24 protein-coding genes are annotated in these 26700 nt (G+C 48.1%); 11 read left to right on the plus strand and 13 right to left on the minus strand.

Features of this window, described 5'->3' with window-relative positions; translation table 11 throughout:
• Window position 1: 1 nt before the first annotated feature.
• Window positions 2–1111, minus strand: a complete 1110-nt coding sequence (locus tag BMW65_RS10535; protein WP_143053861.1) for a tetratricopeptide repeat protein — start codon at window positions 1109–1111, stop codon at window positions 2–4.
• Window positions 1104–3665, minus strand: a complete 2562-nt coding sequence (gene gyrA / locus BMW65_RS10540) for a DNA gyrase subunit A (protein ID WP_090605154.1) — start codon at window positions 3663–3665, stop codon at window positions 1104–1106. Before gyrA ends, BMW65_RS10535 begins: the two co-directional genes overlap by 8 nt.
• A 249-nt stretch (window positions 3666–3914) precedes the next feature.
• Here gyrA and BMW65_RS10545 point away from each other — a divergent pair, with 249 nt between their 5' ends.
• A complete protein-coding gene (locus tag BMW65_RS10545) occupies window positions 3915–5231 on the plus strand; it encodes a mechanosensitive ion channel family protein (protein ID WP_245747606.1) in 1317 nt (438 codons plus the stop codon).
• Here the strand turns inward: BMW65_RS10545 and BMW65_RS10550 are convergent.
• The 3 genes from BMW65_RS10550 to hrpB form a co-directional block, all read right to left on the minus strand.
• Entirely contained in the window at window positions 5228–5740 is a 513-nt protein-coding gene (locus tag BMW65_RS10550; protein WP_245747607.1) for a hypothetical protein, read from the minus strand. The genes BMW65_RS10545 and BMW65_RS10550 overlap by 4 nt on opposite strands.
• Before the next feature lie 59 nt (window positions 5741–5799).
• Window positions 5800–7824 carry a M3 family metallopeptidase gene (locus BMW65_RS10555; protein WP_090605156.1) on the minus strand — a complete coding sequence of 675 codons (2025 nt, stop codon included), beginning with the start codon at window positions 7822–7824 and terminating at the stop codon, window positions 5800–5802.
• A gap of 93 nt (window positions 7825–7917) precedes the next feature.
• On the minus strand, window positions 7918–10431 hold the full coding sequence (gene hrpB, locus BMW65_RS10560) for an ATP-dependent helicase HrpB (protein ID WP_090605157.1): 2514 nt from the start codon (window positions 10429–10431) through the stop codon (window positions 7918–7920).
• Window positions 10432–10467: 36 nt separating this feature from the next.
• Between hrpB and BMW65_RS10565 the strand changes: the two genes are divergently transcribed.
• Entirely contained in the window at window positions 10468–13830 is a 3363-nt protein-coding gene (locus tag BMW65_RS10565) for a DEAD/DEAH box helicase (RefSeq protein WP_177181080.1), read from the plus strand.
• A gap of 6 nt (window positions 13831–13836) precedes the next feature.
• Here BMW65_RS10565 and BMW65_RS10570 read toward each other — a convergent pair whose 3' ends face one another.
• The 4 genes from BMW65_RS10570 to BMW65_RS10585 form a co-directional block, all read right to left on the minus strand.
• Window positions 13837–15066: a nucleoside permease gene (locus BMW65_RS10570; RefSeq protein ID WP_090605160.1), complete on the minus strand. Its 1230-nt coding sequence runs from the start codon at window positions 15064–15066 to the stop codon at window positions 13837–13839.
• Between the two features lie 20 nt (window positions 15067–15086).
• A complete protein-coding gene (locus BMW65_RS10575; protein ID WP_090605162.1) occupies window positions 15087–15695 on the minus strand; it encodes a bifunctional nuclease family protein in 609 nt (202 codons plus the stop codon).
• 108 nt (window positions 15696–15803) lie between these two features.
• Complete coding sequence (locus BMW65_RS10580; protein ID WP_090605163.1) at window positions 15804–16778, minus strand: electron transfer flavoprotein subunit alpha/FixB family protein; 975 nt, start codon at window positions 16776–16778, stop codon at window positions 15804–15806.
• A 50-nt stretch (window positions 16779–16828) separates the two neighbouring features.
• On the minus strand, window positions 16829–17566 hold the full coding sequence (locus BMW65_RS10585; protein WP_090605165.1) for an electron transfer flavoprotein subunit beta/FixA family protein: 738 nt from the start codon (window positions 17564–17566) through the stop codon (window positions 16829–16831).
• Between the two features lie 119 nt (window positions 17567–17685).
• Between BMW65_RS10585 and BMW65_RS10590 the strand changes: the two genes are divergently transcribed.
• Window positions 17686–18021: a heme biosynthesis protein HemY gene (locus BMW65_RS10590; RefSeq protein ID WP_090605166.1), complete on the plus strand. Its 336-nt coding sequence runs from the start codon at window positions 17686–17688 to the stop codon at window positions 18019–18021.
• Here the strand turns inward: BMW65_RS10590 and BMW65_RS10595 are convergent, their stop codons facing one another.
• Together BMW65_RS10595 and BMW65_RS10600 are read right to left on the minus strand one after the other, a co-directional pair.
• A complete protein-coding gene (locus BMW65_RS10595) occupies window positions 18022–18222 on the minus strand; it encodes a hypothetical protein (RefSeq protein ID WP_090605168.1) in 201 nt (66 codons plus the stop codon). It abuts the gene before it with no gap.
• Window positions 18223–18317: 95 nt separating this feature from the next.
• Complete coding sequence (locus BMW65_RS10600) at window positions 18318–19454, minus strand: cysteine desulfurase family protein (protein ID WP_090605170.1); 1137 nt, start codon at window positions 19452–19454, stop codon at window positions 18318–18320.
• 103 nt (window positions 19455–19557) lie between these two features.
• On the opposite strand from BMW65_RS10600, the gene BMW65_RS10605 reads away from it, so the two are divergent.
• The 6 genes from BMW65_RS10605 to trxB are packed head-to-tail and all read left to right on the plus strand — an operon-like array spanning window position 19558 to window position 22983.
• Window positions 19558–20100 (plus strand): RNA polymerase sigma factor, encoded by a 543-nt coding sequence (locus tag BMW65_RS10605; RefSeq protein ID WP_090605171.1) that lies wholly within the window; start codon window positions 19558–19560, stop codon window positions 20098–20100.
• Between the two features lie 15 nt (window positions 20101–20115).
• Window positions 20116–20481: a hypothetical protein gene (locus tag BMW65_RS10610; RefSeq protein WP_090605173.1), complete on the plus strand. Its 366-nt coding sequence runs from the start codon at window positions 20116–20118 to the stop codon at window positions 20479–20481.
• 20 nt (window positions 20482–20501) lie between these two features.
• On the plus strand, window positions 20502–20726 hold the full coding sequence (locus tag BMW65_RS10615) for a hypothetical protein (RefSeq protein WP_090605174.1): 225 nt from the start codon (window positions 20502–20504) through the stop codon (window positions 20724–20726).
• 50 nt (window positions 20727–20776) lie between these two features.
• The gene (locus BMW65_RS24150) at window positions 20777–20932 is read left to right on the plus strand and encodes a hypothetical protein (protein ID WP_177181047.1); all 156 of its coding nucleotides are present in this window, start codon (window positions 20777–20779) and stop codon (window positions 20930–20932) included.
• 53 nt (window positions 20933–20985) lie between these two features.
• Complete coding sequence (locus BMW65_RS10620) at window positions 20986–21969, plus strand: 3'-5' exonuclease (protein WP_090605175.1); 984 nt, start codon at window positions 20986–20988, stop codon at window positions 21967–21969.
• A 60-nt stretch (window positions 21970–22029) separates the two neighbouring features.
• On the plus strand, window positions 22030–22983 hold the full coding sequence (gene trxB, locus BMW65_RS10625) for a thioredoxin-disulfide reductase (RefSeq protein WP_090605177.1): 954 nt from the start codon (window positions 22030–22032) through the stop codon (window positions 22981–22983).
• 18 nt (window positions 22984–23001) lie between these two features.
• On the opposite strand, the gene BMW65_RS10630 is transcribed toward trxB, so the two are convergent.
• Together BMW65_RS10630 and BMW65_RS10635 are read right to left on the minus strand one after the other, a co-directional pair.
• The gene (locus tag BMW65_RS10630; RefSeq protein WP_090605179.1) at window positions 23002–23508 is read right to left on the minus strand and encodes a rhodanese-like domain-containing protein; all 507 of its coding nucleotides are present in this window, start codon (window positions 23506–23508) and stop codon (window positions 23002–23004) included.
• Complete coding sequence (locus BMW65_RS10635) at window positions 23505–24845, minus strand: MBL fold metallo-hydrolase (RefSeq protein WP_090605180.1); 1341 nt, start codon at window positions 24843–24845, stop codon at window positions 23505–23507. Before BMW65_RS10635 ends, BMW65_RS10630 begins: the two co-directional genes overlap by 4 nt.
• 69 nt (window positions 24846–24914) lie before the next feature.
• On the opposite strand from BMW65_RS10635, the gene BMW65_RS10640 reads away from it, so the two are divergent.
• Window positions 24915–25796, plus strand: coding sequence for a hypothetical protein (locus tag BMW65_RS10640; protein WP_090605182.1), 882 nt, complete (start codon window positions 24915–24917; stop codon window positions 25794–25796).
• Window positions 25797–25824: 28 nt separating this feature from the next.
• A complete protein-coding gene (locus BMW65_RS10645; RefSeq protein ID WP_090605184.1) occupies window positions 25825–26646 on the plus strand; it encodes an alpha/beta hydrolase in 822 nt (273 codons plus the stop codon).
• Window positions 26647–26700 lie beyond the last annotated feature (54 nt).

A 26700-nucleotide genomic window follows, 5' to 3' on the forward strand; every position in this document is an offset into this window, starting at 1 on the left:
CTTAGTTTATTGTGAGTTGATTTAATATATTGTTTACTCGTTCCAATTGAATGATATCCCCCGACTGGTCGTATAGTACCGCAAGGGATTTTAGCGTATTTACTTCAGAAGGCTTGATTTGGTTTGCCCTCAACAGGTATTCCTGTGCTTTGCTTTGTTTTTCTTCGTCGGCAGGGTTGGCAACGTACTCTTTTAAATATAACAGCCCCAGCTCAAGATTGCCGTCAAAATTATTGTTGTCCAGGCTTATGACCTTCTCATAATGTTTTTTGGCGTTGGCATAGTTGCCTTCCATCTCATTCGCGTAGCCTGCGATATAGTTTAAATTTACATTCTCTGGTTCGTGTGCAATAGCTTCGTCTACAATGGGTACGATAGCCGAATAGGCTTCATTGGCCACATACGTATTGATAAGCGCAAATAATATTTCCTTGTCTTCAGGAAATTGCTCCCTACCAGTGAGTAAAGTGTTCAACACATCTTTGTTGCTTCCTTTCTTTTTGTAAAGGGCGGTCAACTCAAGGATGTAGGCGGGGGAGGAGGTCTCCCGTTGGCTGATAAATGTTTGATAGCGCTGGATGGCGTCATCCACTCCGCCGATTTTGGTGCCCAATACGGCAAGGTTGTGTTTCACGTCAATAGCAGAACCGCTGATCGAATCTACTTTGCGGTATTGGAGGAAAGCTTCTTCGTAATTAGCAGCGGTCACCGCCCGATTAGCTTTGATCAAGTATGCATTGGCCACTGAACGCCTAATGTAGTTGATTTCAGGGCCATGATCATATCCTTGCTGCTTATTGTTTGTCAATCGCCTGAGTGCGGCGGCCGCCACATCGATGGGATCGGCCGTGTATTTTTGGGTGCGATTGGAATCAACTACCGCCAATGTGCTATACACCAAGCCCCGCAGCAAAATATTACGGAAGCTTACCGAATCACGTTTTGTCTTAAAGGCATCATCCGCAAATTTTCGGGCTGCCTCCAAGTATTTGAAATCTTTGGATTTGGTATATAATGCAAAATTGTTGTTACCCTCTTTTAAGTTGGATTGTGCAACTGCCGGTAGGGTGATCACTGCAGACAAGGCAGCGACAAAAACTGCTTTAGTCATCCAATTCCGTTTGCGGCGACTCGTTGTTGTTTTCATCGGTATTTTCACTGCTTGCTTGATTTTCTCCATTAATTTCTTCGTCCTCATGTTCCACCTTGGCCACAGAGGCGATTTCATCATCGCCTTTAAGGCTAATCAGGCGTACTCCCTGCGTAGCTCTTCCCATCACCCGCAATTCGCTGACAGCTATGCGGATAACAATGCCCGACTTATTGATAATCATCAGGTCATCATTATCTGTCACATCTTTGATGGCCACCAATTTACCAGTTTTTTCAGTTACATTGATGGTTTTGACGCCTTTGCCACCGCGATTGGTCACCCGGTAGTCCTCGATATCCGTCCGTTTTCCATAACCTTTTTCGGATACGACCAACACGGTAGTTTCGAAATTATTCACACTAATCATGCCAACTACTTCGTCGTTTGACCCCGCCAACGTCACGCCGCGTACGCCGGTAGCCGTACGTCCCATAGGGCGTACCGTGGATTCATTGAAGCGGATAGCCCTGCCAGACCGCAGGGCCATAACGATTTCGCTATTGCCGTCAGTAAGGCAGGCTTCCAACAGTTGGTCCCCATCGGCGATATTGATGGCGTTGATGCCATTGGCACGTGGTCGCGAATAAGCCTCCAGGGATGTTTTCTTGATGGTGCCGCGTTTCGTACACATGATGATGAAATTGTTCTCAAGGTATTCCTGATCCTTGAGGTTTTTCACCTTGATATAGGCCTTGATCTTTTCTTCCTTGGGGATATTGATGATATTTTGGATAGCACGGCCTCGCGAGGTGCGGCTACCTTCGGGAATTTCAAACGCCCGCAACCAAAAACAACGTCCCGTTTCCGTGAAAAACAGCATGTAATTGTGTGCCGAAGCTGTAATGATGTGCTCCGTGAAGTCCTCTTCACGGGTGTTGGTACCCAAAGAGCCCTTGCCACCACGGCTTTGCCTGCGGTATTCGCTCAATGGTGTACGTTTAACGTAGCTTTCATGTGAGATGGTAATAACGACGTCTTCATCTTCGATGAAATCTTCCATCCGCATATCCTCGGCTGAGTGCACAATGATCGAGCGGCGTTCATCACCGTATTTATCTTTTACTTCCAGCAATTCATCCTTGATGATGCTCATCCGGAGTCCCTCGTCTTCCAAGATGGATTTCAAGTATTCGATGGTTTTCATCAATTCGGCGTACTCCTCTTTGATTTTGTCGCGTTCTAGTCCAGTAAGACGACGCAGCGTCATATCCAGTATAGCACGCGCCTGGATATCGGAAAGGCCGAATTTTTCCATCAAGCCTACCCGTGCATCATCCGGAGTCTCCGACGAACGGATAAGCTGGATGACTTCATCAAGGTGGTCGAGCGCAATGAGCAACCCTTCCAAAATATGCGCCCTTTTTTCGGCCTCTGCAAGTTCGAACTTTGTACGACGTACCACCACTTCATGGCGATGCTCTACAAAATGGACGATCATGTCCTTCAGGTTGAGCAGCATAGGCCGCCCATGCACTAAAGCAATGTTATTGACACTGAATGAGGTCTGTAGCGCCGTATATTTATATAGATTGTTTAATACGATGGATGCATTTGCATCGCGTTTGATGTCGTATACGACACGCAGGCCATGCCTATCAGACTCGTCGCGGATTTCGGAAATTCCCTCCAGCTTTTTTTCGTTGACCAAATCGGCTGTGCGCTTGATCATGTCCGATTTGTTTACTTGGTAAGGGATCTCCGTTACGATGATCTGTTCACGGCCACTTTTTGTACTTTCAATTTCCGCTTTGGCCCGCATTACAATGCGACCCCGGCCGGTATGGAAAGCTTCTTGCACACCTACATGGCCGTAAATAATGGCACCTGTTGGGAAATCAGGCCCCTTGATATGCTGCATCAGTTCGGATATCTCGATATCCCGATTGTCAATGAAGGCGATAATGCCATCGACGACCTCGGAGAGGTTGTGGGGAGCCATGTTAGTAGCCATACCCACGGCGATACCCGATGCGCCATTAACCAATAAATTGGGGATACGGGTGGGAAGCACTGTAGGCTCTTCAAGCGAATCATCAAAATTGAGCTGGTAATCAATGGTATCTTTATTGATGTCGGAGAGCAATTCCTCAGCTATTTTCTTCAGCCGTGCTTCTGTATAACGCATGGCCGCTGGCGGATCACCGTCAACTGATCCATAATTTCCTTGTCCGTCAATCAGCGGGTACCGCAAACTCCAGTCCTGCGCCATACGAACCATGGTGTCATATACCGACGAATCGCCATGAGGGTGGTATTTACCCAACACATCACCTACGATACGTGCTGATTTTTTATAAGGTTTGCCGCTGGTTACGCCCAAGTCGAGCATGCCGTACAGTACGCGGCGGTGTACAGGCTTTAATCCATCCCGCACATCGGGTAGTGCGCGGGAAACGATGACGGACATTGAATAGTCAATGTAAGCCGACTTCATTTGATCTTCAATATTGATGGGGATGATCCGGTCATCTGCCGGAAGGAGGTTGTTGTCGTTTTCTGTTTCTTCAGCCATTATTCGTTTTCAATCTTGAATCACTAAGCACAACAAAATATAAGCTGGTTAGCTTATTGCGCATGCGAAATTAAGAATTTTTTGGTGAAACTATAATTGTTTTTTGTGGTGTACAGCAGGTCGGGTCGGTAACCTACCGAGCAGTAAAAGGACGTGGATTTTTGAAATCTATGAAAGATCTGTAACTTTGCCCCATATTATTCTTCTTTATTTGCAATTCCGCAGATTTATTGCCTTGTCATGCTGATTATGGAAATGGATACAGTAGCCAATTCGTCAAATTTTATTTATCAATGGAGCTATAATAAGCTCATTGCATGGGGGATTCCCGAAACAGAAGCCAACCTTATTAATCTATTTGTATTATTAGGGTTATTGCTTGTTTTTTTGCTTATTGTTGATTTCGTTGTTCGCAAGGTATTAGTAAATGCCCTAACCGCGGCAGCACGTAAATCCCCCATAAAATTTGATGACTATCTGGTACGCAATAAGGCGTTAGTACACTTTGCGCGGCTCATACCCCTCATTGTCTCCATCAACTTCATCCCAGTGGTTTTTTTCGGCTTTCCTGCTTGGATTGAACCCGTAAGGAAGTTTATTGATGTCTTGCTTGTGTTTGGCTGGGTGATGCTTTTGCGTGCATTGTTCCGTTCGGTACGCGACCACCTCCGGACAAAAAAGGGTTTTCAGGACAAGCCATTGGATAGTTATCTGCAAGTTGTCAACATTTTTATGTTTTTCATTGCCGGTGTAATCGTCTTTTCTATGATCACAGGTAAGTCTCCTTGGGCCTTTCTCGGTGCCTTGGGTGCAGCCTCGGCGATTCTAATGTTGGTTTTCAAAGATACGATTCTTGGCTTCGTGGCCAGTATACAAGTATCTACCAATGACATGGTGCGCGTGGGCGATTGGATTGAAATGCCTAAATACGGCGCTGATGGCGACGTCATCGAAATCAACCTGAATACGGTAAAGATACAGAATTGGGATAAAACCATCACCACCGTACCAACTTATTACCTAATCACTGATTCATTCAAAAACTGGCGGGGAATGCAAAATGCAGGAGGAAGACGTATCAAACGGGCTATTCATGTCAAGATGTCGTCTGTCCGGTACTTGACCACAGAAGAAATTGAACGGTTGAAGAAAATCCAACTATTAAAATCCTATATTGAGGATCGACAAGCTGAAATCAATCAATACAACGAACAAACCCATGCCGATCGTTCAATGCCAGTAAACGGGCGGAATATGACCAACGTAGGATTATTTCGGCAATACATCAATCGCTATGCGCAAAATCATCCACAGATACGTCAAGACATGACCTTATTAGTACGTCAATTACAGCCTACAGCGCATGGTTTACCCATTGAATTGTATATGTTTACGGCAGATACCCGTTGGGCGATTTATGAAGGCATTATGTCCGACATCTTTGACCACCTATTGGCAGCTATTAAGTATTTTGAACTGGAAATATTTGAAGCGCCGGCATCGGATGATATCCGAAGTTTGCGGCTATCCGCATTGGCCCCGGATAAAAACCGTCATCCTGCTTAGCGGTCGCGGGCATCGTTGATTACACGTATCACCTCGTCGACTACCGATTTGGCTGCTTCCAGCATTTTTGGATTGCCACCAAAATCAGCGTCAAGGGTTACTGTTTTACGCTTTTCCTTATAGTTAAATTGGAGGTAAAAACGTGGGGTAGCCCTTACCGTGCCGCTTGCCGGGGATTGTGTAGTGTCTGCTGAAGTCATGTCATCAGGGAGGTTCCAAAATCCCAGCTGGGCCGCTTTGCCATGAAGATGGCGAAGATCGTCTTCCCGCAGCAGTATAGTATCCGTTACCAAGGAATCATTTCTGTTGAGGTATTGATAAATTCCTGTTTTGGAGTTGAAGTGGTTGACCAAGCTGTCGCCTTCGCCATATTTCAATACAATGGATTCAAAATCGGAAAACCGGTAAGGAGCATTCCGGATCAATTGGCTATAATAGACATAGCAGTATAATGCGAAAGGAACGATGATGCATATGGCAAGAAAGATCTTTTTATTTTGTTCGCTCATGACGGAATTGAAATGTGGCAGCAAAAGTACATAAAAATCCGAAGCTGGTCAGACCTTATTCAAGCTACCAATCCTGCCCGCTTGAGCAACGCCTGCGGCTCCGGCCTGCGGCCTCTAAACCGAATGAAAAGTTCCATCGGATCTATGGTACCGCCACTGCTGAGCAGCGCCTTGAATTTGGCGGCTGTCTCAGGATTGAAGATGCCGGTTTCTTTGAAATATGAGAAAGCATCGGCATCAAGCACCTCCGCCCATTTGTAGGAATAATACCCCGCGGAATAACCACCCGCAAAGATGTGGGAGAAGGAGGTGCTCTGTGCCGTACCGGACACATCGGGGTATAGCTGCGTGTCGCGCACCGTATCTTTTTCAAACTGTTCGACGGATATGTCAGGGGATAGCTTGCCGGTATGGTAAGCCATGTCAAGCAAGCCGAAACCGAGTTGGCGTACGGTTTGGTAGCCCTCCATGAAGTTGGCCGCAGCTACGATTTTATCAATTTCTTCTTCGGGCAATGGTTCGCCAGTTTGGTGGTGCCGAGCGAAGGAGCGCAGGAAATCTTTTTCGTAGCAATAGTTTTCCATAAACTGGGAGGGGAGCTCTACGAAATCCCAATAGACATTAGTGCCAGACAGGCTTTCGAACGTGGTGTCGGCCAGCATGCCATGCAGGGCGTGCCCAAATTCATGGAATAGGGTGGTCACCTCATTGAACGTGAGCAGCGAGGGCACCTCGCCCACGGGGCGAGCAAAGTTACATACGATGGAGATGTGGGGGCGCACTTGCTGGTCGTTTTCTTTCCATTGTCCGCGATAGGCCGTCATCCAAGCCCCGGCCCGCTTACCTTCACGCGGATGCCAATCGGTATACAACAGGGCTTTATGCTGGCCATTTTCCAACACTTCGTATACAACCACCTCGGGGTGATAGGTAGGAATGTCCGTACGGAGTTCAAAGATCAGTCCGTACAGCCTGCTTGCGGCATCAAAGGCCGCTTCGAGCACCTGGGGAAGGGGGAAATATGGCTTTAGTGCTTCTTCCGACAAGTTAAACGTGGTCTCCCGCAATTTTTCTGCATAATAGGCATGGTCGTAAGGCATGGTGGTCGAGATGCCATCGGCTTCAGCCAATGCCTGCAACTTAGTTACCTCCTGTATAGCATGAGGTTTGGCCTTTTGCAGCAGATCGTGCAGGAAGTCCAGCACGATGGCAGGAGAAGAAGCCATGCGCTCTTGAAGCACAAAATCAGCGTGGGTGCCGAATCCAAGCAATTTGGCCCTGCGGTCACGTAGCGCCACGATATCACGCACGATACCCTCATTGTTGTATTCATTGGCCTTCAGCGCACGGGTGGCCGACGCCAGGTAAAGCTCCTTGCGCAGATCGCGGTTGGCCGCATATTTCATGAATGGCACGAAGCTGGGGAAATGCAGGGTGAACACCCAGCCTTCGAGCTGACGCTTTTCTGCTTCGGCTTTTGCAGCCGCCAGGATGGAGTCCGGTAAACCCGCCAATTGTTTTTTATCCAGTATATGCAGGTGGTATGCATTGGTTTCTTGCAATACGTTTTGGGAAAACTTCATCGTCAATGTTGCCAATTGTTTGTCGATTTCACGTAGTTTTTCCTTGTCTTCAGCTGATAACAATGCACCATTACGGGCAAAGCCCTTATACGTTTTATCCAGCAGCCGAGCTTCTTCACCTGTCAGTGCAGACTCATTTACCGCATCATGTACTTGCTTTATCCGCTGGAACAGCCCTTCGTTGAGCATAATGTCATTGCTGTATTCAGCGAGGACGGGTGATAATTCCTGTGCAAGCTGCTGGATTTCGTCATTGGTTTCCGCAGCATCAAGGTTGAAGAAAGCAGCAGAGACGATGTTAAGTTGCTTCCCTGCATAGTCCATCGCAGCTATGGTGTTGGCGAAGTCCGGCGTGCTTGGATTGCTGACAATGGCGTTGATTTCCTGCTTGGCCTCTTCGATGAGTTGGAGGATAGCCGGTTTGAAATGTGCTGGTTTGAGGGCTTGAAAAGGGATACTATCGAAGGGTGTGCCAAAAGGCTTCAACAAAGGATTGTCCATGGATAAAAAATTGAGCCATCCGTTTTACTGGCGGCAGTTAACTGGTCAAACTTAGATAAACTTGCTTTTATATGCAAGTTGGCGCGCAGTTTTCTAATCTGCTGCGTCTTTTGGAACCCATGGTTTTTTGGATATGCCCCGTATGGCCTGTGCCTTTAGGGGGTCTTCAGGCCATGCGTGCTTCGGATACCGCCTTTTAAGTTCCTTGCGTATTTCGAAATAGGCAGTCTGCCAGAAGCTACGCAAATCGGCGGTCACTTGTACGGGTTTGAAGCCCGGGGACAGGAGGTGTAGCACGATAGGCATTTGGCCATCGTTTACGCGAGGCGTATCTATGAGCCCGAATACCTCTTGCAGGCGCACGGCCAATACCGGTGATTCGCCTTGGGGCGAGTAATGTAGCTTGATGGTGGAGCCACTTGGAACATCGAGGGTCGCAGGAGCTAAGTGGTCTAATGCCCGTTGCTGGTTGTAATCCAAGCTGTGGTGAAGCATGTTATGTAAATCCAATTTTTTCAATTCCTCTGCCTTGCGGATGCCCCGGAGGTAGGGTATGAGCCATTGTTCGGGATGCTGGAGTAAGGTAGCTGTCGTTACGTCGGGCCATCCTTCCTTAGTGCGCCACTGCCGGAGGCTAAGCACACGGTTTTGCCACTGCGCTATTGCACCGTTGAAAGGGAGTAATTGTGCCCCTTCCCTGCGGATGGCTTCACAGATCACTTCGATGGCCACGTCTTCATCCAGCGAGGGTAGCGGAGACGATGAGAGAACGATGTTGCCAATGCGGCGATCTTGCGTGGCTACAATGCCTCCTTTTTGAGTGTCCCAGATGATACGCTGGGTTTCTTGGACAAAGGGAGATAGGTCGTTAGGGTTGACTACGGACGTCAAAAACGCCTTGCCCAATCCGTCACGGGCATCTAAAAGCGCGATGACCAGCCACGGTTCATGGGCGAGATCGTCTTCGGGCGGGACGACCGCCCGTTTGCCATTAGCCAGTTGGTAGGTGCCGTTGGCATTTCCCCTGGCTTTTGCGATACGCTCCGGATAAGCATGTGCCAGCAGTAAGCCAGCATGATACGGATCGATTGCCTCGTTTTCCGCTTGTGTATGGAGTAATTTACGATAAGAACGGGCAATTTTCTCTATATTGTCAAAGCGTTTGCCTTGGTTCCCGAAAACCCTATGCTTGCGCAACGCTTCGATGCGGAGGTTGATATCCGTGCCGGCCTCGCGGCCAAGCGGATCACGCTCTTCAAGCAGCGCGGCGATGTCCGTAGCGAGGCTAGCCATACCGAGGCGTTTGCCCTCCAGCAACATCTGGGCGATGCGGGGGTGGCATGGCAGGGCATGAATGGCTTTACCCAGTGGTGTAATTTTTCCTTCTTCGAGTGCTCCCAGCCCATGGAGCAAGTCGCGGGCCTGCGCCGCCGTAGTGGATGGTGGGTTAGTAAGCCAGTTCAGTTGCTTAATATCTTGTATGCCCCATTGGGCGGCATCGAGTAAGAGCGAGGTCAAATCGGCTTCCAGAACCTCCGGTGTCCGGTAGGCAGCCATCCGCTGCTCGGTGGCTGCCGACCACATGCGGTAGCAGGTGCCTGGCCCGAGCCTGCCAGCACGTCCGGTACGTTGGTCTGCTGCATCTCGTGAAATGCGCGAAGTTTTTAGGCGAGATAAGCCCGAAGGAGGGTCGAATACCAGCGTTCGGGTGTAGCCACAGTCGATCACTACGGCAATGCCTGTTATGGTGAGGCTGGTCTCCGCGATGGACGTAGCCAACACGATTTTCCGCTGTCCATTGCGGTTAGGCTGGATGGCCGCATGTTGTTCGGCCAATGACAACTGCCCGTAAAGCGGATGGATAGCTGCACCTGCTGGATTGGCACGGAGCAACTGCTCACAGGCGCGGATTTCTGCCTCGCCCGGTAGAAAGGCAAGGATATCACCTTGTTTTTCGCGGCAGGCGCGGATGATGATACGGGCGCACGCTTCAGGCAATTGGCGTGGATCTGGTTCGTCCGTATAGATGACCTCCACGGGATACATTCGTCCTTGGCTTTCTACGGTTGGTGCACCAAGCAGGGCAGCGAGCTGGCGGGTATCCAATGTGGCCGACATGACCAGCAGCCGGAGATCGGGACGCAACACTTGTTGGCTCTCACGGCATAGTACCATGGACAGATCGGTGTGCAGTCGCCGTTCATGGAATTCATCGAAAATAACAATGCCTACGTCTTCCAGCGCGTTGTCCTGATGGAGCATGCGGGTGAGGATGCCTTCTGTGACTACCTCAATGCGCGTGCGTGCGGAAGTCTGGTTTTCGAAGCGTACACGATACCCCACGGTCTCGCCAGCTTTTTCGCCCAGCAAGGATGCCATACGATGGGCAATGCTGCTTGCAGCCAGCCGACGCGGTTCGAGCATGATGATTTTCCTGCCGTGCAGCCAGGGCTCGTCCAGCAGTGCCAGCGGCACGATGGTACTTTTTCCAGCCCCTGGTGGAGTACTGAGGATAAGGGTGTTAGATTCAGTAAGATATTGCCTTACTTGAGGTATAGCCTCAATGATAGGAAGATCGGTATGAGCTGGATCAAAACGTGTAGCCATGGGTTGACAAAGATAGGAAAAGGATATATTTGCAGCATGCTTGAATTCCAGGGATCCCATAGCTTTATTTTCCGCAATGCGGTAGTAGACCAGCTTTCCGAGCAAACTTTCGACATGGCGGGCGAAGGCGGGTTATTGGAAGATATCCCAGTTGTGCTTTCCACACAACCGGTAACGCTGGACGTGGATGCTGGGGTGTTTACCTGCCGCTTGAAAGACGGCAGGCAGGCAGCAGTAGGGATCGTGCAGGAAAATGGACAGGTCACGTTGTCCAGTGATCTGCCCGGCTTGCCAGGTATATTGAACCCGGTGGAAGCGACGGTGCTTACCGCCATTTTGCGGCGGGAGGAGCTGGGCGTATTTTTCCGTCCTTCGCTGCGTAGCCGAAGGCTTCGGCAGGCGGCCATAGCCTACGGATTAGAACACGAGCCGGATCTTGATCGTTACCTGATGCCGGTATTTGCAGAAGGGCGGCTGACCATCCAGCCTCGCTTGGCAGGTTTGCTGCCAATCAACTCGCCCAAGCTACGCGAACTGGGTGAACAGGCGGGCCGCCAACAACACCGAGGGCTTGCAGGCACACCGCTGACCGAGCGAACCATTGCCGTCATCAGCCGACATAAATATTATCGGAATCCGGTAGTGGAACTCATTGATTCCGATCGAACCAAGTCGAACAGTCTGAAGGCGCCTTTTACGCGCGTCGATCCACTTAAACTGCTTACATCGGCCGCGAGCGTTGATGAAGCCAAGTTTTATGCTGCTATTGCCAGACTCCAGCAAGTACGCGAAGGTGATCGCACAGCATCCGATTTGGAGGCGTTGGAAACTATTCTTAAAAATGACCGTGGTTATCCATTTTACTACCATGACGACCAATGGGGCGAGAACTTTTCTTCCAAATCGCTCGTGCCGGTGAAAGCCACCCTGCTACCGGATAAGGTACGTTTGTCGGTCAGGGCGGAGGGAGCATTCTATGCTATAATGGGCGAGATTACCCTAGCGGGGAAATTGCACGCCCTGCATGAACTATCCCTCAAATTCAATTATTTTTTTCTGCTGAAGGACACGTTATACCTTGTGGATAACGTCTTGATACTTTCCGTGGCGGCGCTGTTGAAAGAAAGCGGCGGTAAATTGCTCATCCATGCCAGCAAGTACCGGGATTTTCAACGGCAGCTATTGGATAAACTGGCTGACAGCATTCGCGTGGAATACCCCGACGTCAAATCAGGGACGGTACAGCAACTCATCGAAATGGGCTTTACGGCCCCTCTTGAGCGGCTGATTTACCTGTCGGACTTTGGCAACCACGTGATGATTATTCCCGTCGTACGTTATGGAGAGGCAGAGGTGGCCATCCGTACCGAAAAACAGGTCAAGGCAGTGGATGGGAAAGGGAATGATTTTCTGGTGCCGAGGGATGACGATTTTGAGCAGGCGTTTATGGCGTTATTAATCAAGCAACACCCTCATTTGCCTGAGCAACTGGATAATCAGCTGTACTACTTCTACTTGCATAAGAAGTATTTCCTCGACGAAGAATGGTTTTTATCTGCATTTGATGTATGGCATGAAGCTAAAATTGAAGTGTTTGGTTTCAACGAACTGACAAGTAATAAACTAAATCCAAATAGGGTAACTGTTGATATCAAAGTCATCAGTGGATTGAACTGGTTCAATGCCACACATGAGGTGCGTTTCGGGAAGAAAAAAGCATCGTTAAAAAAAATCCAGGCAGCCCTGCGCAATAAGCGCAGGTATGTAGCTTTGGATGACGGTACGATGGGTATTCTCCCACAAGAGTGGCTCGAAAAGTTTGCACAGTATTTCGAGGCGGGGGAAGTGGTAGACGATGAAACCATCCGCTTTGCCAAAGTTAATTTCGATACAGTAACTACACTTTACGATGCAGCGATGCTGGATGAAACCGCAACTGCTGAGATAGGGGTGCTACGTGAACGGATTGCTAATTTCGAATCCATACAGCCGGTGGCCGAGCCCCGTGAATTGACCGTACGGCTCCGTCCGTACCAACGGCAGGGGCTGGATTGGCTCGGTTTTCTGGATAGCTTTAATTTCGGTGGAATATTAGCGGATGAAATGGGCTTGGGAAAAACCGTGCAAATCATTGCCTTCATGCTGTCGCAACGGGAGAACGGGCGCACAGGTACTGATCTGGTGGTTGTGCCTGCTACGTTGATTTTCAATTGGCAGCGGGAGTTGGCTACATTGGCTCCTTCGCTGACATTGCTCACCTTGTATGGAGTTGGCCGCACGAAGTCTGTCGAAACCATCAGCCGGCATGACGTGGTGCTGACTTCTTACGCTACATTGCTGGCTGATATCCGCTTTTTGAAAAACGTCGCTTTTAACTATGTATACCTCGATGAATCCCAGAATATTAAGAATCCCGATTCGCAGCGGTATAAGTCGGCCAAGCTCTTGCAGGCACGCAACCGGATAGCCATCAGCGGGACACCTTTTGAAAACAGCTCGTTTGATTTATATGGACAGCTATCGTTTGCGTGTCCCGGCCTGTTGGGCGACAAGCGGTATTTTCGTGACGTATATGCCAAACCCATCGACCAGTTCAAGAACCAGAAGCGACGTAAGGAGCTTCAGCAAAAAATACAGCCGTTCATCTTGCGGCGCACCAAGCAAGACGTGGCTGCGGACCTGCCTGAAAAGGTTTCGATGGTATTGTACAGCGAGATGGGCGACCGGCAACGCAAGATATATGATGCCTACGAAAAGGAATTCCGTGATTTCATCTCCGCCCTGTCGGGTGAAGAACTGGACAATAGCCCAATGCATATGCTCCGTGGCCTGACCCGCCTCCGGCAAATCTGCAATTCGCCCGCCCTGCTGCCCGATGGAATGCTAAACACCCCTGTGTCTGCCAAAATCGAGCTGCTGAAAGAGCAAATTCAGGACAAATCCCCATACCACAAAGTGGTGATCTTTTCGCAGTTTGTATCGATGCTTCACTTAGTTGGTCATATGCTGGATGGCATCGGTGTCCGATACGTAAGCCTCACCGGTAGCACGCGTGCACGGGAACAGGTGGTCAACACCTTTCAGGAAGATCCCGAGGTTCGTGTCTTCCTCGTAAGCCTTAAGGCGGGTGGCACAGGACTGAACCTCACTGCAGCAGAGATCGTGTATTTGGTGGATCCGTGGTGGAATCCCGCTGTGGAAAACCAAGCAATAGACCGTGTGCACCGCATCGGCCAGGAAAAGAAGGTAATGGCGTACCGCTTGGTGACCCCCAACACGGTGGAAGAAAAAGTATTGCAATTGCAAGCTGCCAAAGACGCATTGGCGGATGGGCTGGTGCGTAATGATAGTTCGTTTTTCCGGACGCTGGACAAGGAGCGGTTATTGGGATTATTGTAGGTGGCTTTACCGTACCGCTATCCGTTTGTCCCTGAACACCAAGAGAAATAACACAGCTAATGCCAGCGCATAACCTGAAAAGGTAAACCAGATGCTGGGCCAATCCCGTATACCTTCTGTGCTGGTAAAATGGTCGACAACCCAGCCACTGCCATAACCGCCGATGATGGCACCAAAACCGTTGGTCATGACCATAAACAGCCCCTGTGCGCTGGATCGGATTTTACGATCGGCAACTTTTTCGACATATAATGAGCCGGAAATATTAAAGAAATCAAATGCCATCCCGTAAATAATCATCGATAATACCAGCAAGTAGAGTTTATCATCTGGATTGCCCATCCCGAAAAGTCCAAACCGGAGCACCCATGCGAGGATACTGAATAGGATAACATTGCGAATACCGAATCGGGTAAGGAAAAATGGAATCAGCAAAATAAAAAACGTTTCAGAAATCTGGGAAATAGACAGCAAGAGGTTGGGGTGCTGTACGCCGAAGGAATCGGGATAGATGGCCTTGAAATCATCCAAAAACGGCCCACCGAAGGCGTTGGTGATTTGCAGTGCGGCACCAAGCATCAACGAAAAAATAAAAAACAGGGCTGTATCCTTGTGCTTGAATAGGATAAACGCATCGAGCCCCAGTGAAGATGCCAGCGACTTTTGGCGGGTCTCATCGAGGAAAGGGGGAGAGGGCGGTACCGTAAAGGCGTAGCATCCGAGAAAAATCCCGGCACCGGCGGCCTGGTATAGCTGGTGGGTGCTTTTGGTCCATCCCATGAAATCGACAGCCCACATTGCAACGATGAATCCGACAGTGCCCCAGACACGGATGGGAGGGAAAGCTTTGACCACATCGTATCCCTTACGTGTCAATACATTGTAGCATACGGAGTTGGACAGTGCTAATGTAGGCATGTAAAACAACGAATTGATGAGCATGAGGATATAGAAGGTCTGAAAATCGGTCACGCGCGTAGCTGCAATCAGTGCGCTGGCGCCGATGAAGTGTGATACCGCAAATACGCGCTCGGCATTGATCCACCGATCGGCCACGATGCCCAATAGGCCGGGCATGAATACCGAGGCAATGCCCATGGTAGAATAAACGGAGCCAATTTGCAATCCTGAAAAGCCCAGCTGAGCTCCCATATATCCGCCCAGGGAAATGAGCCATGAACCCCAGACGAAGAATTGCAAGAAATTCATGACCGTGAGTCGGATTTTTATTGACATCGTTGGTGAGGTCTCTTCAGTTATGATGATTTTCTGCGGGTGATTTCATCACGGATTCGGGCTGCCTTCTCATACATTTCTTCCGCTAATGCTTTGGACAACGTTTCCTGCAATTGTTCATCGGTCATGGACGAGAAGGAGGAAGTTTCTTTTGGAACGATAGCCTCTGGATCGTTAGCACCCGATGACTCTATATTTTCAAGAAATACAAAATCATTGCCCTCGATGACAATACCCGCGGAGGCTAATATAAACTCATACGTGTATACCGGAGCTTTAAAGCGCACGGCCAAGGCGATGGCGTCCGAAGTACGTGCATCTATTTCGGTTTGTTTATGGCCATCATTAAAGATGATTTTGGCATAGAAAATACCATCTACCAAATTATAGATAACCACTTCGTCGATCCGGATGTGATAAGTTTCAGCAAATGTCTTGAATAAATCGTGGGTCAATGGCCGACTGGGTGTCATCTTTTCAATTTCAATGGCAATGGCTTGTGCTTCAAATCCACCGATGATGATGGGGAGACGACGACGTCCGGACACTTCTCCTAAGACTAGTGCATAAGCCCCGGATTGGGTTTGGCTATAGGATAAACCGACGATATCTAATTTAATCTTTTTCATGCCTGATTGGGTGCACGATCACAAAGATGCGAATTGTTATTGAAAAAAGCCGCTACATTTATTCATTTATGCCATAAAAATAGCGGTATTCCGAGGGGAAACAAACAATTAATCGCCTTTATACGCTTTAATAGCAGCTGTCAGCTTAGGTACCACTTCAAATGCATCTCCTACAATGCCATAATCAGCCACTTTGAAAAATGGTGCCTCGGGATCTTTGTTGATAACGACGATGGTTTTTGACGAACTGACTCCTGCTAAATGTTGGATAGCGCCTGATATACCTATGGCAATGTACAATTTAGGGCTTACCGTAATGCCTGTTTGGCCGACATGTTCTGAATGTGGGCGCCATCCGGCATCGGATACCGGTTTTGAGCAAGCTGTGGCTGCACCCAGTACCTCGGCTAATTCTTCAATCATTCCCCAATGTTCAGGCCCTTTGAGACCCCGGCCACCGGAAACTACGATTTCAGCATCCGGCAGTGATACGCTGTCCGTGGTACGTACAATATCTTGGATGACAGTCGTGAGATCGTTAGCCGCTACTTGCGGATTGAACGCTTCTACCCGTGCATTTCCGCCGATTTCCCGCACTTCAAAGGTATTTACATTAAGTGAGATGACTTTCCTGTCAGAAACCAGTTCGGCCATTGCAAAAGCTTTGCCCGAGAAGGCTGTTTTCTTCACGGTAAGTTTGCCGGATTCGAACACGGGCAGTTCTACGGCACCGTCGGCCAATCCGCCTTTGAGTTTCGCGGCCACGCGGGGAGCCAAACCCTTTCCGCTGAATGAATTGGAGATAATCACCAAGGGAGCATCGACATGGTCGGCCGCTGCCGCAATGACTGATGCGTATGCCTGATTAATAAATTGTTTAAGCTCATTGGCAGCCACATGTAATACGGTAGTCGCCCCATACTTGCCAAGGGAGATGAGCTCGGATTCGTCCACGGGGCCGATGGATATCGCTGTGACGGAAGTATCCAAGGTATCGGCAATGGCCTTTGCGTAAGAGACTGCTTCGTATGCGGGCTTTCTGAATGAGCCGGCTGTATGTTCGGCATATACTAAGACTGACATGTTCGTTATATTCGTTTTTCCTTAATTTTTTGGACCTGACGGCATGCGGATTAAATTACTTTTGCTTTGTTGTGGAGCAAATCGACCAATTTGCCGACGTCATTGGCATTTACCAAGGCAACGGTACCCCGTGGCTCTGGAGTTTCGTATCGGACGATACGCGACAGCACGGGCACATCTATGGGATCGATGACCACCAGTGGTTTTGTGCGGGCACTCATGATGCCACGCATATTGGGAATGCGGGGTTCGGCGACTCCTTCGGCCGTACCGGCAACCAACGGTAAGGGAATCGACAATACTTCTTCTCCTCCTTCGATTTCACGTGCTATCGTGGCCATGTTGCTGTCTATTTCGATTTTCTTGGCTGTAGATACCGATGGGATGCTTAGCAGTTCGCCTACCAAGGCCGCCATTTGGGCACCGTTATAATCAATGGATTCCCGGCCGGTGAGGATGACGTCGAAATGTTTGCTTTTTGCATAATTGGCTATTTGATGGGCTACGAACCACGCGTCACGCGGTGTCGCATTGACGCGCACGGCGTCGTCTGCACCTGTGGCCAGAGCTTTTCTGATGGTTGATTCGGTAGTGGACTCGCCGACGTTGATGACGGTAACGGTGCCTTTCCCTCCTTCGGCTAAACCAATAGCTTTTGATAACGCGATTTCGTCATACGGATTGACAATATATTGAAGCCCAGCTGTGTTGAGCGAAGTGTTGTCATTGGAAAATGTGATCTTTGAAGTAGTATCCGGGACATTACTGATGCAGACTAATATGTTCATATCAACTGGTTTTGCACAAAAATCGACAAACTTTTGTTTTTATACAAATCGGAAGTCCAAAGCCCACCACGAGAAGTACCGGAAAAGTAGTATGTTTGCGATTCTTAATTGACATGACTATGGGCGATAGGCTACAGCAGTTAATTGGTTTTCTCGCAGAAAGTCCCCAAGATCCTTTCCTAACGTATGCATTGGCGACCGAATATTTAAAATTAGGCCAATCCGACAAAGCAGTTCAGTATTTCGAGGAGTTGCTGGTTCGCCATCCGGATTACGTAGGGACCTACTATCATTTAGGAAAACTATACGAGGCACTGGACAGGAGAGAAGAAGCCATAGCCATTTACGAAAAAGGCATGCGTGCCGCGACCAAGAAGCGCGACATGCATGCTTTATCCGAATTGCAAGCCGTCTATCGCATTGCAACCGGCATGGATGAAGATGATAATGAATAACTATACCGTGCCGGGGTTGCTGATGTCGGCAGGGGAATCATGTCTCCTTTTATGATTGCGATCGGCAAAGCTTTCCTTGTCTATGTCCGTGACATGCTCCGCTTCGGCTACGATGTCATTTTCATCTTTCCGCTCTTTGGTTAGCGGTTTACTGTTCCTACTATCCTTGGGGACAGTTGTTAATTGATTTTTCCTTTCCATGACTGCTCTCCTTTCTGTTTTTGCTTATAGAGAAAACAGCCAGCAACATCCATTGTTTGGATAAATTGGGATTTGTATGCCGAAGGGGATTGGTGCTATGCTTTTTCTAAGCAAAGTTCCCGTAATTTGCCAACCACGAAATCAATCTCCTCGCGTGTGTTGTTTTTGCAAAACGAAAAACGGACACAAGGCCGCTTGGTGTCTGCTCCGATTGCGCTTAATACGTGCGACCCGATGTCCGATCCCGAACTACAGGCGCTTCCACCGGAGGCTGAGATGCCAGCAATATCCAGGTTGAATAACATCATATCCGCAATATCGGTGCACGGAAACGAAACATTAAGCACCGTATATAAACTGTTTTCAGGCGCAATATCGCCATTGAATCGAATGTCTTGGATCTGCCCCTTCAATTGCGCCGTCATGTACTCCTTCAATCCTTGGATATACTGGCGGTGCTCGTCCATATGGGTATAAGCAAGTTCAAGCGCCTTGGCTAATCCTACGATGCCATATACATTCTCGGTGCCACCCCGCATGTTGCGTTCCTGTGCACCGCCGTAAATAAAAGGTTTGATTTTCGTGTTATGATTCACGTAAAGGAACCCGATGCCTTTCGGGCCATGGAATTTATGTGCTGCGCCGGTTACAAAATCGATCTGCAATTTAGCCAAATCATGTGCGTAATGCCCCATGGTCTGCACGGTATCCGAGTGGAAGAGCGCATTGTATTGCTTACTTAATGCCGATACATATTCAATGTCGGTCAACGTGCCGATTTCATTATTAGCATGCATCAGCGATACAAACGAACGGGGATGGTCGTTCAATAACTTTTCCAGTTGAAGGAGATCGATATGCCCTTGGGCATCCACATCGAGTAAGCTGAGTTGGATGGTGCCGTTTTTTTGCAATTCTTCAAGTGTATGCAGTACCGCGTGATGTTCCAAAGGTGAAGTAATGGCATGCGTGATGCCGTTATCGATAATCCCCCGGACGATTGCGGTGTTATCCGCTTCGGTACCACCCGATGTAAAGAAAATCTCGGCGGGTGCCGCATTCAACAGGCCCGCTATGGTTTTGCGAGCTTTTTCTACGATGGTCTTTACCTGCCTTCCATGTGCATGGATGGATGACGGGTTGCCATAGTGCGTTTCCATGGTTTCTACCATGGCCTTGAGTACTTGGGGATCAAGTGCCGTGGTGGCTGCATTATCTAAATAAACTTGCATGGTGCAAAGGTAAGCAACAAAAGTAAAATTTTTTGAAATGTTTTCATGGGCTATTCGTCTATAAGAGGGAGGGATGATATAACGGGTTAACGACGTTGAAAAAATGACGCACGAAAAGCAAAGCAACATCACGGTGACGATAACGTCCTATGGAAAGGGATTGCTTGGCTTCATTCGCAAACACGTAAATAACGATGCTGATGCTGAGGATATCTTGCAAGATGTATGGTACCAGTTGAGCACGGTAATCAATACACGGCCTGTGGAGCAAGTTGGTGCTTGGCTTTATCGGGTAGCGCGGAATCGGATCATAGACAAACGGCGGAAGAAAACAGAAGAACTGTTGCCGTATAAAGTCAATGACGATGGCGATACCGTGCTGGCGGTGGCCTCCATGATTACCAATGATAATCCGGAAACCGCTTATCGGGAGCGTGTCGTTTGGCAGCGGTTTTATGCGGCCTTGGATAAACTGCCCCAAGCACAGCGCGATGTATTTGTCTGGCATGAACTGGAGCGCATACCTTTTGCGGAAATTGCCGCTTTTACGGGAGAACCCATCAGCAAATTGGTATCCAGGAAGCACCACGCCGTGTTGTTTTTAAGAAAGCAATTGAAAGTTTTTTATGATGAATTGATGGATTGATAATTTGTAATAGGCATGAAAAAGTTATTTAAAAGTAAAATTAGGTTTGTAGTTATTCCCATTGTCGCACTGGCGTTTGTTTTTTTGGTGGGCTATGTGGTGATGACTCTTTGGAACTACACATTGCCCGCATTGCTTGGTGTAAAAACCATCACACTTTGGCAGGCTATGGCGTTGTTTTTCCTGTGTAAAATTTTGTTTGGCTTTGGCGGTAGCGGCCCCAAAAAGGGGCGATCTCATTGGAAAGGAGGCAGGGCGATGCATGGCGCATTCGACCAAATGGACGAAGCAGATAAAAGCCGATTCGGGGCCTACATGCGCTGGAAGTCCTGTGGCTGGAATGACACGGCCGATACCTCGGAAGAAAAAGAAGATCGTTAGAAAAACGCAAACGAAAAAAAATGAGTGAAATTTTAATATTTAAAACCAGTGTAGCTACTGTGACACACGTACAGCAGGTGGCGTCGTTATTCAAATCGATTGAATCCATTAAGCACTGGAGCTTTGATTTGGAAGATTGCGATCGGATTCTGCGGGTAGTCGCATCGGATCTCCAGCCTGAAATCATTGTGCGGTCGCTAATCGTTGCAGGCATAAGCTGTGAACACCTGGATTACGAATTGTAAACGAGTAAAGATAAGTACGTCAATAGCCAGCCGAATAGCTATTTATCAAAATGAATGCTTACCTTTGCACGGCAATGGAAGCTAAACAACCAGATAAAGAAGATTATAGTTTTTGGACACGTTATAAGCGTTTTGCCGGAAATGAAATTCTGCTATATGTGATTATGGTGGTTGGTATTCTATTGGGAATTATTATATTTAGTTGATTTTCAATTAGTAGTTTATCTATACCTAAAGCACTCCGCAAAACAAATGTAGCATGAATCTCAAATTAAACCGTCCCTTGGCGTTTTTTGACTTGGAGACAACAGGCGTGAATGTTTCTGTCGATCGCATTGTGGAAATTTCCATCCTCAAGGTTTCTCCGGATGGCCGTGAAGCGGTGAAAACGTTGCGAATAAATCCCGGAATCCCCATACCGGTGGAATCATCGCTATTTCATGGCATTTATGACGAAGATATCAAGGAAGCACCAGTCTTCAAAGATGTAGCGCGTGAACTGGCGGATTTCATTGGTAATGCAGATTTGGCGGGATACAACTCCAATAAATTTGACATTCCCATGTTGATGGAGGAATTTATCCGTGCAGGTGTAGATTTTTCATTGGATGGCCGGCACTTCGTCGATGTACAAAATATCTTCCACCAGATGGAACAACGTACATTGAAAGCTGCCTATCGCTTCTATTGCGACAGTAATCTGGACAATGCCCACAGCGCGGAAAGCGATGTAAGAGCAACATATGAAGTGTTGAAATCGCAATTGGATCGTTATCAAGGCACAGAATGGGAAGACAAACTCGGCAATAGAAGCGTACCGGTAGTCAATGATGTGGAAGCTTTACACCGCTTTACCAACTTAAGCCGTCCGGTGGATTTTGCGGGAAGAATGGTGTTCAACGAACAAGGTGACGAAGTATTCAATTTCGGAAAACACAAAGGCCGGTCCGTAGAAGAAGTTTTTACCATTGAACCCAGTTACTATTCATGGATGATGCAAGGCGATTTCCCATTGTATACAAAAAAATGCTTGGACAAAATATGGCAACGGTTTCGAGCAAAACAGAAGGAGCAGCGCGTCATCGCCAATAAGTCGGATACAGCGGTGAAGTCGGCACCTATGGTTGCTTCACCCAATCAGGAAAAACGTGATTACAAGCAACAGCACCAACGCCCTAAACCAAAAACGGGACCGATAACTGCGGACATGCTGAAGAGCTTACAGGAGAAGTTTGGGAAATGACAAACGCATGTTGAATTAGCCAAAGGAAAGCCGTATTTTTGCATGTTAAATAAATAACTTATGTCACAAGAGAACGAACATGTAAAATGTTTAATCATAGGCTCCGGCCCGGCAGGTTATACAGCAGCCATTTATGCCGCCCGGGCTGATCTTAGGCCTGTCCTCTATACAGGTATTGTGCCAGGTGGCCAGCTTACCCAAACGACAGATGTGGAGAATTTTCCCGGTTATCCTGACGGTGTGCAAGGCCAGCAGATGATGGAGGATTTCAGAAAGCAGGCAGAGCGATTTGGCACCGATATACGTTTTGGCTACATCACTTCCGTAGATTTTTCAGGTGACGTCCACAAAGTAGTGGTAGATGGCGAAAAAACAGTGACGGCCGAAACTGTCATCATTGCCACCGGGGCCACAGCGAAATGGCTGGGGCTTGAAAGCGAGCAAAAATACAATGGTTTTGGTGTATCTGCTTGCGCGGTTTGCGATGGTTTCTTTTTCAGGAAGCAAGATGTAGCTATCGTGGGAGCAGGGGATACCGCCGCAGAAGAGGCAACATATTTGGCCAAGCTCGCCAATAAAGTGCATATGCTTGTACGCAGGGATGACTTTCGTGCTTCCAAGGCCATGCAGCACCGTGTGTTGAATACGCCGAACATTGAAATACATTACAGTACGGAAGCGAAAGAAATCGTCGGCGACGGGCAGAATGTCACCGGTGTATTGGTGTATAATAATCAGACCCTTGAAGAAAAATTAATTCCGGTGACAGGGTTTTTCGTTGCCATCGGACATAAGCCCAATACCGAGCTTTTCCAGGACATCTTGGATATGGATACCAACGGTTACCTGATCACCAAATCAGGCAGTACGCGGACGAATATCGATGGTGTATTTGCGTGTGGTGATGTACAAGATCATATTTACCGCCAAGCGGTGACCGCAGCTGGCTCAGGTTGCATGGCTGCACTGGAAGCTGAGCGATACCTTGCAGCCAAGGAACACGCGATCGCATAGCATTGGCATTTTACCACTTTAATTGTCGTACCTCCGCGATCCGTTTTGAAGCCATCGCGCCCAGCTGACGTCATAGACATGGATTTCAGTGGTCTGTATGTTGCTGGCGTTGTACACAGGATTGTATTGGTTTATCCATTCATAAATGCCGCCAAATAGGTTGTACACGTGCTGATAACCCGCTTTTTGCAATTTTTCGCCAATACGTTCGCTGCGGTTGCCAATAGCGCAATAGACAACGATGGTATCAGTCTTGGGAATATCGTAGACTTTGCGCATATCAAACCACACATAGCCGACATGCCGGGCATGCTTCATGTGGCTTATATCAAATTCCGTTTGTTCCCGTGTATCGAGTATAACGACACCCTGTTTCATCATTGTTTTCAGATCGGTTGTAGTAATTGTTGGCACAGTGTGCCGATAGGCACGATTTAGCCAAGTGGCAAATTCGGGGTTAAGGGTCGTGTCTTGCTGTCCATTCCCCAAGGCCAGCCCCATCAATGTAACGAACAGCCGCATCATGTCGTAGGGACAAAATCCAGAATGGCCGTACTCATGTCCTGTACCTCGGCATCGGCTAGTGCAGCCGCGACGATACTCGAACCGATAGCCGATCGGTATCCGCCTGCACAATGCACGGCAATCGGCCGAACGGTGGAAATTAAGTGCGCTTGTCCACGAAGTTCAGGCAAGGGGATGTTGATGGACGATTTAAAAATCGGATTGGTTTCCGCTTCATCACGGTTCCGGATATCCACGATGGTATAATCTTCCTGATGGTTTTTAAAATACTCAGCATCAAACGGAACCGTCTGTATCGGCCCTCCAGCGATTACAAATTGGCCTTTCACTTGCTGCTCGTAGCCAATTTTGGCTGCCTTTTCAAGGAGTGTCCGTAGTTGCCTGATATCCTCAGCAAATAGATAGAACGATTCACCGGGATGAACGACCGTCCCCAGCCACGTTTCAAACCGCAGCCCGTCAGGTATATTGATGCTGCCGGGTAAATGCCCTGCTCTGAATTGTATCTGTGGCCTGCCATCAATGATAAGGGTACCTATGCTTATTTCAGCTAAATCATGGAGTAGGGGAATTGCATCGATACTTGCTTGGAATGCGCTTGCACCCTTCTTATTGAGCAATACATCAAATTCAAAATAACTGGGAATAAACGGCTGTCTTTCGATGGCTAACGCTACAAACTCGTCCTCACTCATCGGCTGCAAAGCGTAATTGTCATGAAGTTCTTTTCCAATGGTACTATAACGGTCACTTCCCATGTTTTTTCCGCAAAGTGATCCCGGACCATGGGCAGGATAGACCAAGACATGTGCGGGAAGTGTCACCAGTTTCTCGCGTAAGGAATGATACAGTTGCTTAGCTAATGCGATGGCTTTAGTGGTAATGTTTCCTACATTCTCCCTTAAATCGGGTCGGCCCACATCCCCGACGAAAAGTGTGTCGCCGGTAAATACCGCATAAGGATTGCCATGAACATCCAACAATAAAATGCAGATGCTATCGGGTGAATGCCCGGGTGTATTGATGGCGCTTAGCGTATATTCACCCAAGGCAATCTCGTCGCCATCGTCGAATGGCACGTGGGGGTATTCGGCACCCACTAACTTACTGGCATAGATGGTTGCTCCAGTAAGCCGATGCAATTCCAAGTGCGAGCTGGCAAAATCGGCATGGGGGTGCGTTTCAATGACAACAGTAATTGCCACATGGTGTTGTGCTGCATAATCCAAATAAGGCTGTGGATCACGTGCCGGATCTATTACAGCCATCTGGCCATCGCTGACGATGGCGTAAGAGGCATGGGACAACCCGTTGTCGTAAAACTGATGTACATGCATAGGGCATAAATTTGGACACAAAGATAGGGAAAATGTTTTGGCCGGAAATTAATTCGTACTTTGGCCTTCATGCGGACAGACTATTTGATTTGTGCATTGGTATTGGCCAGTATGCTGGTTAATTGCGCATTTGGGCAAAGTGAAACGGCATTTGGCGAACGGCAAGCTGTTGGTAAAATCACAAATGGCAGCATCAATGAGGCATCTGGGTTAGTTGCTTCCGGAGAAAACCCAAGGTATTTTTGGACACATAATGACAGCGGCGATAAAGCACGAATATTTCTCATCGATGATTCGGCTAACCATAAAAAGACCTACTACCTACAAGGGATTGTAGCCCATGATTGGGAAGATATCGGGATGATGGAGCGACAGGGGACACATTATTTGATAGTTGGAGATATTGGCGACAACGGGGCGAAACGTCGTTCCATAACCATACATGTTTTTGAGGAACCCAAGCTAGTTGATCATTCGCCAACGGTGGATACAATTCCCAAGAATAAGATAGCCTCTTTTACATTGAAATACGAAGATGGTCCGCGAGATGCCGAATCGCTGTTTTTCGATCCCCTGGATGGACGGCTTTATCTTATTAGCAAGCGGGAACCAGCCGTGGGGGTGTATTGGACAGATCTGCCGGATGTTCCCAGAGACACCTTAATCCTTCGGAAAACGGCGAGCTTGCCACTTACGTTCATTACCGCAGCGGATATCAGTGTGGATGGTAGGGAATTGTTGATGAAAAATTTGCTGGGTGTGTTTTATTGGACGCGAAGACCTGGCGAATCCGTGCCGCAGATGCTGAGCAGGCCCGGAATAAGGTTGCCTTACCTCCCGGAGCCGCAGGGGGAGGCGATTGCCTTTTCCCGTGATGGGAAAAGTTATTACACATTGAGTGAAAAAGCCTTCGGCATGGACGTAATTTTATATTTTTACAAACGATTATAACACACGGGTTATACCAACATTATTCGATATGCAAACAAAAGTTTCCTTGTTCATTGCAATGCTCATGTTGGGCATCACAAACGCCCATGCCGCTAAAGTAGATACCGTATCCGTACCCAGTAAGGTCATGGATAAAACGATTAAGGCTGTGATTATTACACCGGATGGGTATACCATTAAAGACACATTGCCGGTGGTGTATGTATTGCATGGTTATGGCGGCAACTATTCCGATTGGGTAAACAATGTCCCGGAATTAAAAAATACCGTCGACCTTCATCGCTTTATCATCGTATGCCCGGATGGTGGCTTCAGCAGTTGGTATTGGGATAGCCCGGTAGATCAATCGTTTCGATATGAAACCTTCGTGTCCAACGAATTGGTTGCATGGGTGGATGCCCAATATCATACCATCAGAAGTCCGAAAGGCCGTGCCATCACCGGCTTAAGCATGGGGGGACACGGCGCGCTTTATTTAGCTATGAGGCATTTGGACGTTTACGGTGCCGCCGGCAGTACGGCCGGTGGGGTAGATATCCGGCCTTTTCCGCTCAATTGGGATATGGCCAAACGATTGGGAAGCTATGCCCAATACCCAGACCGCTGGGAAGAATATACGGTCATTAATATGACACATCGCCTTACCCCGAATGCTTTGGCATTAATAATTGATTGTGGAACAGAGGATTTCTTCTATGGTGTAAACGAACGCTTGCATCGGAAATTGTTGGACAGGAACATTCCGCATATGTATATCACGGGACCGGGGGCGCATAACTGGGCCTATTGGAAACAGTCGATAGGGTATCAATTGTTGTATTTCACTCGATTTTTTACGACCACTAAATAAGTATTGTATTTATTTGATTTTCAATTAATTGTGTTGTTTTTGTAAAAAAATATG

The organism is Parapedobacter koreensis (genome assembly GCF_900109365.1).
Lineage (GTDB): Bacteria > Bacteroidota > Bacteroidia > Sphingobacteriales > Sphingobacteriaceae > Parapedobacter > Parapedobacter koreensis.

Bases quoted from the DNA above. Each gene is read 5' to 3' on its own strand.
- BMW65_RS10535 (WP_143053861.1), bottom strand. From the start codon at position 1,111: ATGACTAAAGCAGTTTTTGTCGCTGCCTTGTCTGCAGTGATCACCCTA.
- gyrA (WP_090605154.1), bottom strand. From the start codon at position 3,665: ATGGCTGAAGAAACAGAAAACGACAACAACCTCCTTCCGGCAGATGAC.
- BMW65_RS10545 (WP_245747606.1), top strand. From the start codon at position 3,915: ATGGAAATGGATACAGTAGCCAATTCGTCAAATTTTATTTATCAATGG.
- BMW65_RS10550 (WP_245747607.1), bottom strand. From the start codon at position 5,740: ATGAGCGAACAAAATAAAAAGATCTTTCTTGCCATATGCATCATCGTT.
- BMW65_RS10555 (WP_090605156.1), bottom strand. From the start codon at position 7,824: ATGGACAATCCTTTGTTGAAGCCTTTTGGCACACCCTTCGATAGTATC.
- hrpB (WP_090605157.1), bottom strand. From the start codon at position 10,431: ATGGCTACACGTTTTGATCCAGCTCATACCGATCTTCCTATCATTGAG.
- BMW65_RS10565 (WP_177181080.1), top strand. From the start codon at position 10,468: ATGCTTGAATTCCAGGGATCCCATAGCTTTATTTTCCGCAATGCGGTA.
- BMW65_RS10570 (WP_090605160.1), bottom strand. From the start codon at position 15,066: ATGTCAATAAAAATCCGACTCACGGTCATGAATTTCTTGCAATTCTTC.
- BMW65_RS10575 (WP_090605162.1), bottom strand. From the start codon at position 15,695: ATGAAAAAGATTAAATTAGATATCGTCGGTTTATCCTATAGCCAAACC.
- BMW65_RS10580 (WP_090605163.1), bottom strand. From the start codon at position 16,778: ATGTCAGTCTTAGTATATGCCGAACATACAGCCGGCTCATTCAGAAAG.
- BMW65_RS10585 (WP_090605165.1), bottom strand. From the start codon at position 17,566: ATGAACATATTAGTCTGCATCAGTAATGTCCCGGATACTACTTCAAAG.
- BMW65_RS10590 (WP_090605166.1), top strand. From the start codon at position 17,686: ATGGGCGATAGGCTACAGCAGTTAATTGGTTTTCTCGCAGAAAGTCCC.
- BMW65_RS10595 (WP_090605168.1), bottom strand. From the start codon at position 18,222: ATGGAAAGGAAAAATCAATTAACAACTGTCCCCAAGGATAGTAGGAAC.
- BMW65_RS10600 (WP_090605170.1), bottom strand. From the start codon at position 19,454: ATGCAAGTTTATTTAGATAATGCAGCCACCACGGCACTTGATCCCCAA.
- BMW65_RS10605 (WP_090605171.1), top strand. From the start codon at position 19,558: ATGACGCACGAAAAGCAAAGCAACATCACGGTGACGATAACGTCCTAT.
- BMW65_RS10610 (WP_090605173.1), top strand. From the start codon at position 20,116: ATGAAAAAGTTATTTAAAAGTAAAATTAGGTTTGTAGTTATTCCCATT.
- BMW65_RS10615 (WP_090605174.1), top strand. From the start codon at position 20,502: ATGAGTGAAATTTTAATATTTAAAACCAGTGTAGCTACTGTGACACAC.
- BMW65_RS24150 (WP_177181047.1), top strand. From the start codon at position 20,777: ATGAATGCTTACCTTTGCACGGCAATGGAAGCTAAACAACCAGATAAA.
- BMW65_RS10620 (WP_090605175.1), top strand. From the start codon at position 20,986: ATGAATCTCAAATTAAACCGTCCCTTGGCGTTTTTTGACTTGGAGACA.
- trxB (WP_090605177.1), top strand. From the start codon at position 22,030: ATGTCACAAGAGAACGAACATGTAAAATGTTTAATCATAGGCTCCGGC.
- BMW65_RS10630 (WP_090605179.1), bottom strand. From the start codon at position 23,508: ATGATGCGGCTGTTCGTTACATTGATGGGGCTGGCCTTGGGGAATGGA.
- BMW65_RS10635 (WP_090605180.1), bottom strand. From the start codon at position 24,845: ATGCATGTACATCAGTTTTACGACAACGGGTTGTCCCATGCCTCTTAC.
- BMW65_RS10640 (WP_090605182.1), top strand. From the start codon at position 24,915: ATGCGGACAGACTATTTGATTTGTGCATTGGTATTGGCCAGTATGCTG.
- BMW65_RS10645 (WP_090605184.1), top strand. From the start codon at position 25,825: ATGCAAACAAAAGTTTCCTTGTTCATTGCAATGCTCATGTTGGGCATC.